General features: G+C 60.9%; 13 protein-coding genes. 5 read left to right on the forward strand and 8 right to left on the reverse strand.

Annotated features, from left to right (window positions below; translation table 11 throughout):
* Positions 1 to 57 precede the first annotated feature (57 nt).
* Positions 58 to 672 (forward strand): response regulator transcription factor, encoded by a 615-nt coding sequence (locus CAF76_RS26430; RefSeq protein WP_085610207.1) that lies wholly within the window; start codon positions 58 to 60, stop codon positions 670 to 672.
* Here the strand turns inward: CAF76_RS26430 and CAF76_RS26435 are convergent.
* The 3 genes from CAF76_RS26435 to hchA form a co-directional block, all read right to left on the reverse strand.
* On the reverse strand, positions 659 to 3,541 hold the full coding sequence (locus CAF76_RS26435; protein ID WP_085649168.1) for a winged helix-turn-helix domain-containing protein: 2,883 nt from the start codon (positions 3,539 to 3,541) through the stop codon (positions 659 to 661). The two genes, CAF76_RS26430 and CAF76_RS26435, sit on opposite strands and share 14 nt — an antisense overlap.
* A gap of 121 nt (positions 3,542 to 3,662) precedes the next feature.
* Positions 3,663 to 4,382 carry a PA1136 family autoinducer-binding transcriptional regulator gene (locus CAF76_RS26440; RefSeq protein ID WP_064595619.1) on the reverse strand — a complete coding sequence of 240 codons (720 nt, stop codon included), beginning with the start codon at positions 4,380 to 4,382 and terminating at the stop codon, positions 3,663 to 3,665.
* Positions 4,379 to 5,257, reverse strand: coding sequence for a glyoxalase III HchA (gene hchA / locus CAF76_RS26445; protein WP_085649169.1), 879 nt, complete (start codon positions 5,255 to 5,257; stop codon positions 4,379 to 4,381). Before hchA ends, CAF76_RS26440 begins: the two co-directional genes overlap by 4 nt.
* A gap of 164 nt (positions 5,258 to 5,421) precedes the next feature.
* Between hchA and CAF76_RS26450 the strand changes: the two genes are divergently transcribed.
* The gene (locus CAF76_RS26450) at positions 5,422 to 7,281 is read left to right on the forward strand and encodes an ABC transporter ATP-binding protein (protein WP_085610205.1); all 1,860 of its coding nucleotides are present in this window, start codon (positions 5,422 to 5,424) and stop codon (positions 7,279 to 7,281) included.
* A gap of 40 nt (positions 7,282 to 7,321) precedes the next feature.
* Here the strand turns inward: CAF76_RS26450 and CAF76_RS26455 are convergent, their stop codons facing one another.
* The 4 genes from CAF76_RS26455 to CAF76_RS26470 form a co-directional block, all read right to left on the reverse strand.
* Positions 7,322 to 7,702 carry a nuclear transport factor 2 family protein gene (locus CAF76_RS26455; RefSeq protein WP_039771019.1) on the reverse strand — a complete coding sequence of 127 codons (381 nt, stop codon included), beginning with the start codon at positions 7,700 to 7,702 and terminating at the stop codon, positions 7,322 to 7,324.
* Between the two features lie 73 nt (positions 7,703 to 7,775).
* Positions 7,776 to 8,879 (reverse strand): alkene reductase, encoded by a 1,104-nt coding sequence (locus CAF76_RS26460; RefSeq protein WP_085649170.1) that lies wholly within the window; start codon positions 8,877 to 8,879, stop codon positions 7,776 to 7,778.
* Between the two features lie 109 nt (positions 8,880 to 8,988).
* Positions 8,989 to 10,248 carry a cation:dicarboxylate symporter family transporter gene (locus tag CAF76_RS26465; protein ID WP_085649171.1) on the reverse strand — a complete coding sequence of 420 codons (1,260 nt, stop codon included), beginning with the start codon at positions 10,246 to 10,248 and terminating at the stop codon, positions 8,989 to 8,991.
* A 113-nt stretch (positions 10,249 to 10,361) separates the two neighbouring features.
* Positions 10,362 to 10,787: a VOC family protein gene (locus CAF76_RS26470; RefSeq protein WP_039771195.1), complete on the reverse strand. Its 426-nt coding sequence runs from the start codon at positions 10,785 to 10,787 to the stop codon at positions 10,362 to 10,364.
* A 104-nt stretch (positions 10,788 to 10,891) separates the two neighbouring features.
* Here CAF76_RS26470 and CAF76_RS26475 point away from each other — a divergent pair, with 104 nt between their 5' ends.
* Entirely contained in the window at positions 10,892 to 11,770 is an 879-nt protein-coding gene (locus tag CAF76_RS26475) for a LysR substrate-binding domain-containing protein (protein WP_064595608.1), read from the forward strand.
* 11 nt (positions 11,771 to 11,781) lie between these two features.
* On the opposite strand, the gene CAF76_RS26480 is transcribed toward CAF76_RS26475, so the two are convergent.
* On the reverse strand, positions 11,782 to 12,750 hold the full coding sequence (locus CAF76_RS26480) for an alpha/beta hydrolase (RefSeq protein ID WP_143491857.1): 969 nt from the start codon (positions 12,748 to 12,750) through the stop codon (positions 11,782 to 11,784).
* 206 nt (positions 12,751 to 12,956) lie between these two features.
* Here CAF76_RS26480 and CAF76_RS26485 point away from each other — a divergent pair, with 206 nt between their 5' ends.
* Positions 12,957 to 13,790: an oxidoreductase gene (locus CAF76_RS26485; protein ID WP_085649173.1), complete on the forward strand. Its 834-nt coding sequence runs from the start codon at positions 12,957 to 12,959 to the stop codon at positions 13,788 to 13,790.
* Positions 13,791 to 13,811: 21 nt separating this feature from the next.
* Positions 13,812 to 14,750 carry an AraC family transcriptional regulator gene (locus CAF76_RS26490; protein ID WP_085649174.1) on the forward strand — a complete coding sequence of 313 codons (939 nt, stop codon included), beginning with the start codon at positions 13,812 to 13,814 and terminating at the stop codon, positions 14,748 to 14,750.
* Position 14,751 lies beyond the last annotated feature (1 nt).

Below are 14,751 nucleotides of genomic sequence, written 5' to 3' on the forward strand. Positions count from 1 at the left end.
GGAATCGACATGTTGAACGCGAACAAAGCAATCGCCCCTTCCCGTGGAGCATTACCGATGAGTGATGTCACGCCCGTCGTATTCGTTGTCGATGACGACATTTCCGTGCGCGAGTCGCTGGAGCTGATGATCCGCTTCGCCGGATGGCAGCCACGGCTGTTCGAGTCCGCGCAGGATTTTCTCGACGCGCCCCGGGCGCTGGTGCCCAGTTGTCTGGTGCTGGACATCAACCTGCCCGACCTGAACGGCCTGGATCTGCAGACCGCGCTGGCCGATGAGCGCCACAACATGCCGATCATCTTCATCACCGGCTACGGCGATATTCCGCGCACGGTGCGGGCCCTGAAGGCCGGTGCGGTGGAGTTTCTGACCAAGCCGTTCAACGACGAGGTGATCCTCAGCGCCATGGCCGATGCGCTGCAGAGCAGTCGCGTGGCGCTTGAGGGGGAAAAGAATCTGCGCGCACTGCTCGCGGCCTACAAGACCCTGACGCCGCGCGAGCAGGAGATCATGGCTTCTGTGGTCAGCGGGCGGCTGAACAAACTGATTGCCGCCGATCTCAACATCAGCGAAATCACCGTCAAGGCCCATCGCGGCAAGGTGATGCGCAAGATGAAGGCCCGCTCGCTGGCGGACCTGGTGAAAATGGCCGCCCTGATTACGCCGGAGTAGCGGGCAGGCTCTGCCAGAAGCTTTCCAGCCGACGCAGATCAAGACTGTCGAAGCCTTCCGACGCCCGCTCGCGGCAGGCACCGAGCAACGCCCGGGCCTGATCCGGTTGACCCTGTTCAAGCCAGAACCGCGCCAGATCCATCGATGACCGCAACTCCCACGCCCACGCGCCCTGCTCGCGACTCAGCGCAATGGAATCCTCAAGAACCGCCAGCATGGCCTGAACATCATCGGCCTGGATGACCTTGAGAATACCGGCCTTGATGCGCAGCAACTCCGGCAATGCGAAGGCATCACCGCTTCGGCGGCAGTGATCGATAGTGCCGTTGACCAGGGTCATTGCCTTTGAATGTTGGCCCACCAGCATCAGGCCTTCGGCCAGTGCGATTTCGAATGAGGTCGTGAGCAGTTCGTAACGCATGCCCCGCAACCGCGCCAGACTTTCCTCCAGCATGGCAACTGCTTCGCCGGGTTCCTCGGCGCGGATGGCGATCGCCGCGCGCAACCCGTGGCAGGCGGCAATGTAAGGGCCGAGTGCGTTGGTTTCGGCGATGGCGCTGAACCGCTCGAGGCTCGCGGTGGCCTTCGCCAGATCACCGGTCCAGATATAGATGCACAAGATCCAGACCATGGCGATGCAGTAAGTGACCGGATGCTGCAGCGCGAATGCTTCGGCTTCGATCTGCTCGGCCAAGCGCCGGGCCTGATCGGGATAGCCCTGCAGCCAGAGTGACCGCGCCAGCGCCAGCCCCGTGCGATTGCGGTGATCGAAGCCGTAGTAAATCGTGTTGCTGGGATGGGACGGCAAACTGTTGCGCAGCGAACTTTCCAGTTCCTGGCGAGCCAGACGCTGATTGCCGAGCAGATGATGGGAAATCCCGGTCAGCGATGCGGCAATCGCGATGGCGGCGGGCTCGTTGAGGATGTTGCCGACCACCGCGGCCTGCTCCGCCCAGGCCAGCGACGACGGGAAATCACCGATGCGTTCGTAGAAAATCTGCAAGCGGCCCAGCAACCTCAGCTGAGATCCGTAGTCGTTCAGCGCGACGGCGATGTCCTGCGCCCGGAGCAAGGCTTTTTCGGCGGCTTCGCTGTTGCCTCGGGTGAACATCAGGACCAGACCGAGCGCGGCTTGCAGTTCCATTTCGGTGGGCGTGCCGTAGTACCCCAGTTCCAGCAGCTCCACCGCCCGGGAGCACCAGGTGCGGCACTCGACCAGCAAGGAAAAATGCAGGAACAACGGCGCACTCGCGGCCGCCAGCGGCAACGCCAGTCCCGGATCGCCGTGGGGCCCGAAGCTCCATTCCAGCGCACCGCGAACGTTGCCCAACTGGCTGGCCAGACGCGCCGAATGACGGAAAATTTCGTCGGGCGCAGTCCCCAGATGGCCGAGCAAATCCATGTAAAACGCCGCGTGCCGGAACGCCAGCGCATTGACCTCGGCCTCTCCCCGCGCCGTCAATTTCTCCCGGGCGTAGGCACGGGTCATCTCCAGCAAGCGATACGAATCCGTCGAGTCGCTGTGATCGACCGTGACCAGCCCCTTGCACACCAGATCATCGAGAATCGCAGCCGCCGCTGCGCTCTCGTGTTGCGATTCGGCCACCACCTGAGCGGCGGCTTCCTGGGAGAACGGCCCGACGAAGACCGAAAACCGCTCCAGCGCCAGACGCTCTTGCGGTGACAGCAGGTCATAACTCCAGTCGAGCATGGCGCGCAGGGTCTGATGCCGTGGCACGGCAGTTCTGCGCCCCGACCAGCCCAGCGAAAAACGCTCGCCGAGCAGCGCGTGGGTGGCCTTCAATCCGTGGCTGGCGACCCGCATCGCCGCCAGTTCGATCGGCAGCGCCATGCCCTCCAGCCGCTGGCAAATGTCCGCAATCATTTGCCCTCCGTCCGCTTCCAGCAACAGCGCGGCGTTGCTGGACGATGCACGTTCGACAAACAGCTTGATGGCCGGGAATGCCAGCAATTCCTCAACGCAGAGGTGTTGCGGCTCACGGGGAAACTCCAGCGGATTGAGCCAGTGCACGTATTCGCCACGCACCCGCAGCGGCTCGCGACTGGTGGCCAGAACCCCGACCTCCGGCGCGGTGTCGCTGATCTGCTCCAGGAGCGTCGACACCGCGTCGATCAGGTGTTCGCAGTTGTCGATCACCAGCATCAGCCGCTGCTCACGCAAATGCGCGAGCAGGACAAACATCGGGTCTTCCGCCTGCACCGGGATGTCCAGCGACCGGGCCAGTGCCGACGGCACCAGCGCGCAGTCTTCCACTTGCGCCAAATCGACGAAGCTGACGCGCTCATAGCCCTGGGCGGCGATGCGGTGCGCCACTTCGATGGCCAGGCTGGTCTTGCCGACGCCGCCGGGGCCGACGATGGTGAACAGCCTCGGTTGCTGCATATGGTCGATGACCAGTTGCAGGTCGGTCTCGCGGCCGATCAGTTTCGCCCGGGGCGGCAGACTGCAGACGCCCTCGGCAGTTCGGGTCGCGATGGGCGCCGGTTGCACAGCGGCCTGTTTTCTTTCCAGCGGCGCGACGAAGGCATAACCCACGCCCACCTGGGTCGCGATGTAACGCGCCTGTTCCTCGCCATCCCCGAGAATCCGCCGCAGGCCGGTCATATGAAAGCGCAGGCTGCCTTCGGCCACCACGCTGTCGGGCCACACCTTGTCGATCAGGTCGTACTTGGACAGCACCCGCCCCGGTTGCTCGAGCAAGGCGATCAACAGATCCAGCGCCCGCCCGCCGATCTCGACCGCCACACCGTTGCGGGTCAGCAGCCGTTTGCCTGGAACGACACAGAAAGGACCGAAAATGAATTGGGTCGTGAGGGATTCGTGCAATGCGTCCGGGAAAGACTCCACGAGGATCGATCTCTCTAAAAAACGTAGGGGGCGGCGCCGGTTACAGACAGCCGGCGCAGGCCCTTTGCATCATAGGAGTTTTGCACGGTCGTTCAAGCACGGCACCGGCAGAGTGAGAACCTCACCCCTTTATTTCCCCTTTGCGAATGGCAATCTTGATGGCCTGGGCGGTGGTTGCCACGCCCAGATGCCGACGGGCCGAACGCAGGTGATTTTCCACTGTACGGCCGGACAAGCCGAGCGTGGCGGCAATGTCGGCCTGCCGCCGACCGGCGGCGACCCACGCCAGCACTTCGCGCTCACGGTTCGACAGTTTGCCGGACGCCTCGTCCAGCGGCGCCTCAAGCAATCGCCGGGCGGAGTAAAACGCCACCGAGGCGAGCATGCCCAGTGCCAGACGAACCCGCGCCGAGGCATCGATCTGTTCGCCGCCCAGGCTCATGGCGCCTTCAAGCCCCTGCGGGCCGAAGACCGGAATCTGCAAGCCATGCACGCCCGGGCCACTGGGCACGCGAACCAGCCGATAAAGTTCGCCGCTCTCCTCCTGCACCTTGCTCCAGAAGAACGATTCGCGGGCGTCCAACAGGTGGCGAGTTACTGGGCAGCGCTGAACGTAGGTCTCGGCGTCGACGCCAGTACCCTCACCAAACCAGTCGCCTTCCACCCAGTAAATGCGCTCGACCACGTCCTCCGACGCCGAGGTGGCGGAGAACAGGACGAACCGATCGTAACCATAGGCCCCGGCGAAACCGCGAACGGCCTTCTGGATCGCCACTAGCGTGGGCGCCGCCTCGATGTCGAGGGCGGCGCGCAAGAGTGCCTCGGCAGGTCCGGAGCTCACCCCGACGTCACCTCTTTGAGGAGCGCGGCCGCCGCCAGTTTGCCCAGTGCGTTGCCCGCCAGCGGACTGTCACCGGTCAGCAGTTTGCGATCCTGGAGAGTGGCCCCGGAAGTGTCCTGGTTAGTGATTTCCACACCGAGTGCCTGCAACTGCTCGCCGAACTTCCAGGTCAGGTGGCCGGGCATGTAACCGATGTCGGGGGTTGTCGCGTCCAGGGCATCGGGAAAGGCGCAAATCCGGTAACCGTTGAAGATGCATGAGTCTTTTGTTTCACCGAGGCCGGCCGCCAGCAGCGCCGCCGGGCCGTGGCACAGGGTAATCACGAATTTGTCCTTGGCGATTGCCCATTGCAGGATCTTTTTCACGTCCTCGCTTTCCGGCAGGCCGATCAGCGCACCGTGCCCGCCGGGAATGAACACGCCGATGTAATCCGAGTCCTCGCCCAGCGCTTCCTCGATCACCTGGGACAGCTTGAGCGGACGCTTGAACTGATCACGATATTGCTCGTAGAAGCCCTTCACTTCGGCGTCTTCGGAGGGCATGGCCCAGAATTCGAATTTGACCGGATTGCCCGACAGCGTCGCGACGTCGAAGCCGAAACCGGCCTTGTCCAGGTGATACATCGGCAGCAAGGTTTCAACCGGATGATTGCCCGTGGAAAACATGGTGCCGTTGTCGGTCAACAGATAGCGCTCGTCCGCGCCGATCATCAGGACCTTCCAGCGCTCGCCCTTGTAACGGTTGGGGTACTCGGCATCACTGAGATCGGATTTGGGCGAAGTGAACTGGCTGAGGGAGTACGGCGAGGGGAAAAACGCGTTGTCCTCGGCAGGATCGGGGGTTGGGCGCTTGTCGTCAGTCTGCGTAGTAGCCATGGTGCTCTCCATCGAGTGGGTCAACGTCGGAGTTCATGCTAGTAAGGCGTCAGCGTTACAACAATGAGGGTTTTCCCTCAAAAGATCATGCACTGAACCTGCAGCCCCTCAATGTGATCGATAAGTGGCAGAATCCCCGCAACTGATGAATTCGGAGACCCCCAATGCTTCGCCTGTTTGAACAACGGCTCGACCCCTTCCCGCCCGACGAAGCGCCGCCACCGCCGGTCGGTCTGGCGCGGTTCCTGTGGGCCTGCACCCGCGGTGCTCGCGGTTATATCCTCGCGCTGGCGCTGCTCAGTGCCGGTGTGTCGATCTACGAAGCCTGGTTGTTTTCCTTTCTGGGTCAGGTCGTGGACCTGCTCTCGACCTGGCAGGCCGGCGGTGATGCAAATGGCCAGGAGAGCCGCGTGCTGTGGGGCATCGGCCTCGTGCTGCTGACCAGTGTCGGGCTGGTGGCGCTGCGCACCATGGTTCAGCATCAGGTCTTGGCGATCAATTTGCCGTTGCGTCTGCGCTGGGATTTTCATCGGTTGATGCTGCGGCAGAGCCTTTCATTCTTTTCCGACGAGTTTTCCGGCCGGGTCACGACCAAGGTGATGCAGACCGCACTGGCCGTGCGCGAGGTGCTGTTCACCGTCATCGAGATCGCACCGGGTATCGGCGTCTATTTCATTGCGATCATCGCCCTGGCCGGCGGTTTCGCCCTCAAACTCATGCTGCCGTTCATTGCCTGGGTCGCGCTGTTCGGGCTGGCGATGCTGTATTTCGTACCGCGCCTGGGCCAGGTCGGACAAGAGCAGGCCCATGCGCGGTCGTCGATGACGGGCCGGGTTTCGGACGCCTACACCAACATCACCACCGTCAAACTGTTCTCCCACTCCAAACGTGAAGCGCACTTTGCACGGGCGGCGATGGAGGATTTCAAGCAGACCGGTTTCCGCCAGATGCGTCTGGTCAGCCAGTTCGAGATCGTCAATCAGGCGTTGGTGGTCGGGCTGATCATGGGCGCCGGCGGCTACGCCTTGTGGCTGTGGCATCAGGGCGAAGTCGGCACCGGGGCCGTGGCGGCGATCACGGCCATGGCGCTGCGCATCAACGGCATGTCGCACTGGATCATGTGGCAGATGACGTCGCTGTTCGAAAACATCGGCACGGTGCAGGACGGCATGGGCACCCTGACCCGTGGCCCCAAGGTGCAGGATGCGCCGGACGCCGGCGTATTGGTGCCTTCCGGCGGCGCCGTGGAATTCGACAACGTGAGCTTCAACTACAACGGCGAACGCCAGGTGCTCGACGGCTTGAGCCTGAGCATCCGACCGGGGGAAAAAATCGGTCTGGTGGGCCGCTCCGGCGCCGGCAAATCCACACTGATCAACCTGCTGCTGCGCTTCTATGACGTGGATCGCGGCGAGATTCGCATCGACGGCCAGAACATCGCGCAAGTAACGCAGGACAGTCTGCGCAGCGCGATCGGCATGGTCACTCAGGACACCTCCCTGCTGCACCGCTCCATTCGCGACAACATTGCCTACGGCCGACCGGACGCCACCGACGAACAGATCCAGCGTGCTGCGTCGAACGCCCAGGCCGCCGGCTTCATCAACCAGCTCAGCGACCGCCAGGGCCACACCGGCTATGACACGCTGGTGGGCGAGCGCGGCATCAAGCTTTCCGGTGGCCAGCGCCAACGCATCGCCATCGCCCGGGTAATGCTCAAGAACGCGCCGATCCTTCTACTGGACGAAGCGACAAGCGCCCTGGATTCCGAAGTCGAAGTCGCCATTCAGGAAAGCCTCGATGAAATGATGCAGGGCAAGACTGTCATCGCCATCGCCCATCGACTGTCGACGATTGCGGCGATGGATCGACTGATTGTCATGGATGAAGGGCGCATCATCGAGCAAGGCACCCACACCGAACTGCTGGCGAAAAACGGCACCTATGCGCGGCTTTGGCAGCATCAGAGTGGCGGGTTTCTGGGTGAGGATCAGGGGCTGACCGAGGCGATGGATCAGGCGTAAACGGTGCTGCCCCGGTACTGCCGGGGCAGAAGACGAAGGCTCAGGCGCTCGGGTGGGTGTGGTAGATCTTGCTGACGATCGTCCACTTGCCGTCTACCTTCAGCAGGTTGAAGAAGTCGGTGAAACGGAACCCCGACACGTTGTCGGTATCGACCCGGGCACTCGCGGCCGTGCCGACGATGTCGATGCGAACGATGGCGGCTTCGGCTTCGGGGGATGGACGAAACGCGCTGTCGATGACGTCATACAGATTCTGGATCGCGCCGCCGACGAGCTTGCCGTCGTCAACCCCGAACATGGTCGCCTGCGCATTGAACGCGGGCTTCATCAAGGCGCTGTCAGCCTTTGCTCCACCTTCGTTGTACTGGCTGAGCACTTCGACGATTGCGTTGTATTCCTGCACGTAAGTTGGATGACTCATGATGAACTCCTGTTTGCTGTGAATGTTTTTTCAATCAATCCGCCCTGCGTCGATCCGGTTCAGGGCGCACAAATCAATGGTCAGCCGTTGGCCAGTCGGTGTAGCCCTTGGCGCCGCCGCCGTAGTAGCTCTCGCGTGGCGCGATGGTCAGTTCGGTGCCCCGACGCAGGCGCTCCACGAGGTCGGGGTTGGAAATGAACAGGCGCCCGAACGCCACCGCGTCAATCCGGCCCTGCGCCCGGCGCTTCAATGCCATCTCGAGGTCGTAGTTGTTATTGCCTATGAAGGGGCCTTCGAACTGCGCGCTCAATGCATCCAGATCAACGCCATCAGGAACCGTACGCGAGGTCGCGGTGGCGCCTTCGACGAAATGCAGATAGGCCAGATTGAGTCGGTTGAGCTGCTGAATCAGATATCCGTAAGTCGCCATGACATTGCTGTCGGGAGGCGTGTTTCCGGCATCGGGCGTTACCGGCGAAAGACGAATGCCGACGCGGTCGCTGCCCCAGATCGAAATCACCGCTTCAGTGACTTCAAGGGTCAGTCGGGCGCGGTTCTCAATGGTGCCGCCGTACCGGTCAGTGCGCTGATTGGTCGAGTCACGCAGAAACTGGTCGAGCAGATAGCTGTTCGCCGAATGAACCTCCACGCCATCAAAACCGGCACGCCTGGCATTTTCAGCGGCGCGCTTGTATTGCTCAATGATGCCGGGAATCTCCGAAGTCTCCAGCGCCCGGGGCGTCGACACTTCGACAAAGCCGTTCTCGGTGTAGGTGCTGCCTTCTGCCTTGATTGCCGAGGGCGCAACGGGAGCGGCACCGTCGGGCTGTAACTCGACGCTGGAAAAACGCCCCACGTGCCACAACTGGCTGACAATCCTGCCACCTGCGGCATGGACGGCGTCCGTGACTTTTCTCCAGCCCGCCACCTGCGCGTCCGACCAGATCCCCGGCGTCATGGCGTAGCCGCGCCCCTGCGCCGAAATGTTTGTAGCTTCGGCAATGATCAAGCCGGCACTCGCGCGCTGTGCGTAGTAAGTCGCGTGCAGTTCGTTCGGAACACCGTCTTCAGCCATCCGGCTGCGAGTCACGGGCGCCATGACAATCCGGTTGGCCAATTGCAGGGCGCCCATTTGCATGGGAGAAAAAAGATCCGTGTTGCGACTGTTATCAATCATGTTGCATACCTTCAATATCAGACCGGTCGTCTAGTAACTTGATGAAAAAAATCGCCTGTACATCAGCAGGCGTTTACTCGTGCAGCGCCGTCAGTGCTCCTTGTGATCGTCAGGCCTTTTGTACGTCCGGGCGGGTACGCGAAGACTCAAGAGTCACCCTCTCCCACTTGGCGATCACCAGGGGCGCAATCGCATTGCCCAACACATTCAGGGTGGTGGTGCCGCTGTCGATAATCCTGAAGATACCGGCGATCAGTGCCACGCCCTCCAGCGGGAGACCGGCAGACGCCAACGTGGCCGACAGGATGACGATGGCGAATCCAGGCACCCCGGCAGCACCTTTAGAGGTCAGCACCATGGTCACCACCAGCAGAATTTCCTGAGAAAGCGACAGATCGATTCCATAAAGCTGGGCGATGAAAATTGTCGCCACGCCGAGGAAGATCGACGCGCCATCGAGGTTGAACGCGTACCCCACTGGCACCACAAAACTGACAATTCGCCGTGGCACGCCATAGTTCTCCAGCTTGCTCATCAACTGCGGCATGACCGCTGCGGAGGCAGCACTGGAGAAGGCAAGAATCAACTCGTCGCGGAAATACCTGATCAACTTGAAGATGTTCTCGCCGATCAGGTAACTGATTCCTCCGAGCACTACCAATGCGAAGACGATGAGCGCCAGATAAACCACTCCAATCAACTTGAGCAGGGGCAACAATGAGGCAAAACCGAAGGTCGCGACGGTCGCACCGATCATGCCGAACACCCCAATCGGGGCATAGGCCATGACGATCGAGACGATCCTGAACATCGCATCTGAAATGCCTTGGACCAGCGCAACCACAGGTGCACTTTTCTCCCTGGGCAATGCGTTGAGCGCGACACCGAACAACACCGCGAAGAACAGCACAGAAAGCAACTTCGCCTCGGACATCGCCACCAGAACGTTATCCGGAACGATGTTTTGCATAATCACGAGCGCGCCCTTCGAAGGCTCCATCGTGATGGCGGCAGCACCGTGTGCGATGCCCGAAATATCGGTGCCCGTACCGGGTTCGAAAAGGTTCGCGAAACACAGGCCGATCACGATGGCCAGACCGGTGATCGCAAAGAAATAGCCCAGCGACTTGATGCCCATCCGGCCGAACGACTTGTTATCCCCGCCTCCGGTGATACCCAGGATCATGCAACAGAACACGATAGGCACGACCACCATCTTCATCATCTTGATGAAGATATCGCCAAGCGGTTTCAGGATCTCCGTGCTGACCCACGACTGATACTGCGGATGGGTATTGAAGTACCAACCAACGAGCACGCCAAGCAACAGCCCGGCAACGATTTGCCACACCAGGGGAATACGTTTCATGTCTAGCCTTCTTGTTGGAATGAAAGGACTGCATCAATCGGCAGTTGCTAGAGTCATGAGCTTCCAGCTCACTTGAGATCAAATGGCACAACGCCGTTGTGCCATTGCGTTTCTTACTTGGCGAAGAGCTGACTCATATCCTTGAAGGCCTTGAATTCGAGGGCATTGCCGCAAGGGTCGAACAGGAACATGGTGGCTTGCTCGCCAACCTGTCCTTTGAATCGAATGTAAGGTTTGATCACAAATTCGGTACCGAAAGACTTGAGGCGCTCTGCCAGCGCTTCCCACTCTTCCCATCCCAGGATGATGCCGAAGTGAGGAACAGGAACGTCGTGCCCGTCGACCGGGTTGCTGTGAACGCTTTCCTGAGACGCGGTTTTCGGGTGCTCGTGAATCACCAGTTGGTGCCCGTAAAAGTTGAAGTCGACCCACTGGTTGCTGGAACGCCCCTCTTCCAGGCCGAAGACTTCACCGTAAAAAGTGCGGGCTGCGGCCAGGTTGTAAACGGGGATGGCGAGGTGAAAGGGTGAAAGGCTCATCAGGACTCCGATACGTTTTTTGTGGTTGATGAGCACATCGTAGGGCGACACTGACAGCAAAAAAATCAATATATATTTCTCAGAAACACAACTAATATTTGTGAATGATCAAAGAACTCAAGACCCTTATTGCCGTCGCCCGGGAAGGCACTTTCGCTGCGGCCGGCAACCGGATCGGCCTCACCCAGGCAGCGGTGAGCGCCCAGATTCAACGTCTGGAAGCCGAGCTTGGCTTTGAAATATTCGACAGAAAAGGACGCTCGGCCCACCTCAACAGGATGGGCCAGCAAGTCCTGCTTCAGGCGCAGGAGCTGCTTCGTCTTTACGACAACCTGGGATCGACCACCGTCGGTCTTTCCACCAGCATTCTGGTCAACGTCGGCGCAATCGCCTCAGTCCAGCGATCGTTTCTCCCGGACGCACTCGCCAGGTTTCACCAGCAGTGCCCGGAATGCCGAACGCGTGTCGTGCCCGGTCTTTCCATGGAGCTGGTGAACCTGGTGGATACTGGCGAAATCGACATGGCGGCGATCATTCGGCCGCCCTTCTCGCTTCAAAGCGATCTGCGCTGGACCACACTGGCGCTTGAACCCTACCGTCTGATCGTGCCCAAGGACGTACCGGGAGAAGACTGGATCGAACTGCTCTCAAGCCTGCCGTTCATTCGCTATGACCGCTCTTCATTCGGCGGCAGGCAGGTCGATCGTTTCCTGCGACAGATGCATTTCACTTTGCGTGAAGTCTCTGAGCTGGATGAGCTGGAGGCCATCATCAGGCTGGTGGAGAATGGCGTAGGGGTCGCGCTAGTGCCGCAGACGGCCACCCATCAGCAATGGCCGTCAGGGGTGCGGGCGCTCGATCTGGGCCAGCATACTTTCCATCGTGATATCGGACTGGTGCACAGGCCTCGGCGAAGTTTCACCGAACCTGTACGGACTTTGGCTGAACTTATTCTCGAGCAATTCAAGGTGGCGGCTGAGTGAGGGTCGATGGCTCACCCCTCAACAAGCCGCCCCGCAACCCACGCACGACTATACCCGAGCACCCTCCCCGCCAACCCCAGCGGAAAATGAATCACACCATGTGCGGTTTCCGGCAACAGGTGCACCTCCACTTCCGCCGCCCTGCCCCAACGTTCAGCCAACTCAAGCGTGTCATCCCTGAGCGGATCCAGTTCCGCAGCGAACATCAACGCTGGCGGAAAACCGGTGAAGTCACCGTACAGCGGTGACAACGGCGCCTGCCGGCGTTCTTCCTCGTTCAATCCCGGAGTGAGCATTTGCAGCGCTTCAACCATCCCCGGCCCGTCCAGCAGCAAGGTATCGGGCCCGGCGTTGCGTACGCTGGGGGTTCCGGTCAGGTCGTAGACGCCGTAATACAGCAGCGCCCCGCTCACCCGTTCGAGCAGGTCCGGCCACTGTTTGAGTTGCAGCAGGGTCGCGGCGGCGAGGTGGCCGCCTGCCGACTCGCCCACGACGATGACGGGCAGGTTCGCAAACTCGCGGCAGTCATCGCTCAGCAGCCAGCGGGCCGCCGTGAGGCAGTCCTGCATGGTGCCCTCGATCGGAGTCGAGACCACAAGCCGATAGTCGACCGAGACCACTGCCACGTCGCAGGCTTTCACCATGGCAACGTTGAGGGGGTCGTTCATCTGCGCGTTGCCGATGACCCAGCCGCCACCATGAAAATCCAGCACCACGCCTTTGGCCTTTGTCTTTGGCCGAATAATCCGCACCGGCACTGATGCGCCGTCGACACCCACCACTTTTCGTTCGGCCTCGAGCCCGTGCTTGAGCAACTTTCTTGCGCCGCCCAATTGGCTTAGCCGCAACAGCAACTGAATCGCCCGTGGCGTGATGCGATTGCGGATACGAAAGCGCGGCAGCCGGGCAAGCTTGCGGTTGAACGCGCGCAATTGCGCCAACTCGTTATCGTCTGCGGGCCAACGGGTTGATGTCTTCATTTCGTCCTGGCTCATCGGCGGTTGTTGCGCAGGATATCAGCGGTTGCGGTCTGTTCCAGCCTGGATGCCTGGAGCTACGCAAAAAGTTCATCGACCGTCATCTCGCCCCTTTGATAGGAATAGGCAATGATCAAAGACAAACCGACATAGGTGAGTGTTTCTTCGATGGATACCATGAGCTGAAACCGCATTCACTGGAGCCCGTCATGACCACCACCAAAACCCTCTTCATCACCGGCGTCAGCAGCGGCTTCGGCCACGCGCTGGCCAAGGAAGCGCTGGCTGCCGGCCACCGCGTCATCGGCACCGTGCGCAACGAAGCCGACCTGCAAGCCTTTCAGGCGCTGTCCAGCGGCAACGCGTACGGCGTGCTGCTGGACGTCACGGACTTCGACCGCATCGAAGGCGTCGTGGCAACCGTCGAAGCGACCCACGGTCCGGTCGATGTGCTGGTCAACAACGCCGGCTACGGCCACGAAGGCATTTTCGAGGAGTCGCCGCTGGAGGACATGCGCCGCCAGTTCGACGTGAATGTGTTCGGCGCAGTCGCGGTGACCAAGGCGTTTGTGCCGTTCTTTCGTCAGCGGCGGGCGGGGCATATTCTCAATATCACGTCGATGGGCGGCACAATCACCATGCCGGGTATCGCGTACTACTGCGGCAGCAAGTTTGCGCTCGAAGGCATCTCCGATACCCTGAGCAAGGAACTGGCGCCGTTCAATATCTTCGTGACCGCCGTCGCACCGGGTTCATTTCGAACCGACTGGGCCGGTCGTTCGATGCAGCGCACGCCGCGCAGCATCGCCGACTATGACGCCAGTTTCGATCCGGTGCGCAAGGCCCGCGAAGACAAAAGCGGCAAGCAACTCGGTGATCCGCGCAAAGCGGCGCTGGCGATGTTGCAGATCATCGCCAGCCCTGCTCCGCCAGCGCATCTGTTGCTGGGCAGCGATGCATTGAACCTGGTGCGCGACAAGTTGAAACGCGCCGCCAGCGAGATCGATCAATGGGAAGCGCTGACCCGCTCCACCGATCATTGAACGGCCCACAGAGAGAACCCGATGAAACAGGCCGACCCAGGCACGTCGCGCATGGTGCAGCTCATGGAGACGCTGGCACCGGTCGAGGGCTATAACCTCAGTGCGCTGGAGGGCGTGCGCTTCCTGCGCTCGAACCGACCCCTGACCCGCACGCCGGTGCTGTACGACCCCGGCATCGTGATTCTCTGTCAGGGACAGAAACGCGGGTATCTGGGCGATGACATCTACGTCTATGACGCCCAGCACTACCTGGTGGTGTCGGTTCCGATTCCCTTCACCATGGAGACCGATGCCTCGGAAGCCGAACCGATGCTCGCGATTTATATGCAACTCGATTTCCAGGTGGCCAGCGAGTTGATGCAGCAAGTGGATGAGGTTCACGGCCCGAGCGATGCTCAACCAAAAGGCATGTTCGCCTCGCCGATGGGCGACCGCCTGCGCGCATCGACACTGCGCTTTCTCGAAGCCATGAGTATTGCGGGTGAGGCGCAGATATTGGGGCCGTCGCTGTTGCGGGAAATCTACTACCGCATCCTGACCGGCGAACAAGGCGGCTCGATGCGCGCCGCACTCAATCGACAGGGCCACTTCGGCAAGGTGACGCGGGCGATCCGCAAGATCCACAGCAGCTATCAGGAGCGTCTTGACGTCGAGCAACTGGCCCGCGAAGCGAGCATGAGCGTGCCCAGTTTTCACCTGCATTTTCGCAGCGTGACGGACGCCTCGCCCATGCAATACCTGAAGTCGACACGTCTGCATCAGGCGCGTCTGCTGATGTTGCGCCACGCCATGACTGCGTCAGCGGCGGCGTTCAGTGTCGGCTATGAAAGCGCTTCGCAGTTCAGCCGCGAGTTCAAACGTTTTTTCGGCCGAACGCCGCAAACGGAGATTGAGTGGATGAAGGCAACGTACGCGTTGCCTGCCCCGACGTCGGCCTCGGATTATGTCTCGTCGCATTAGC

The sequence above is a fragment of the Pseudomonas sp. B40(2017) genome, from assembly GCF_002112855.1.
Taxonomy (GTDB): Bacteria; Pseudomonadota; Gammaproteobacteria; order Pseudomonadales; family Pseudomonadaceae; genus Aquipseudomonas; species Aquipseudomonas pharyngis.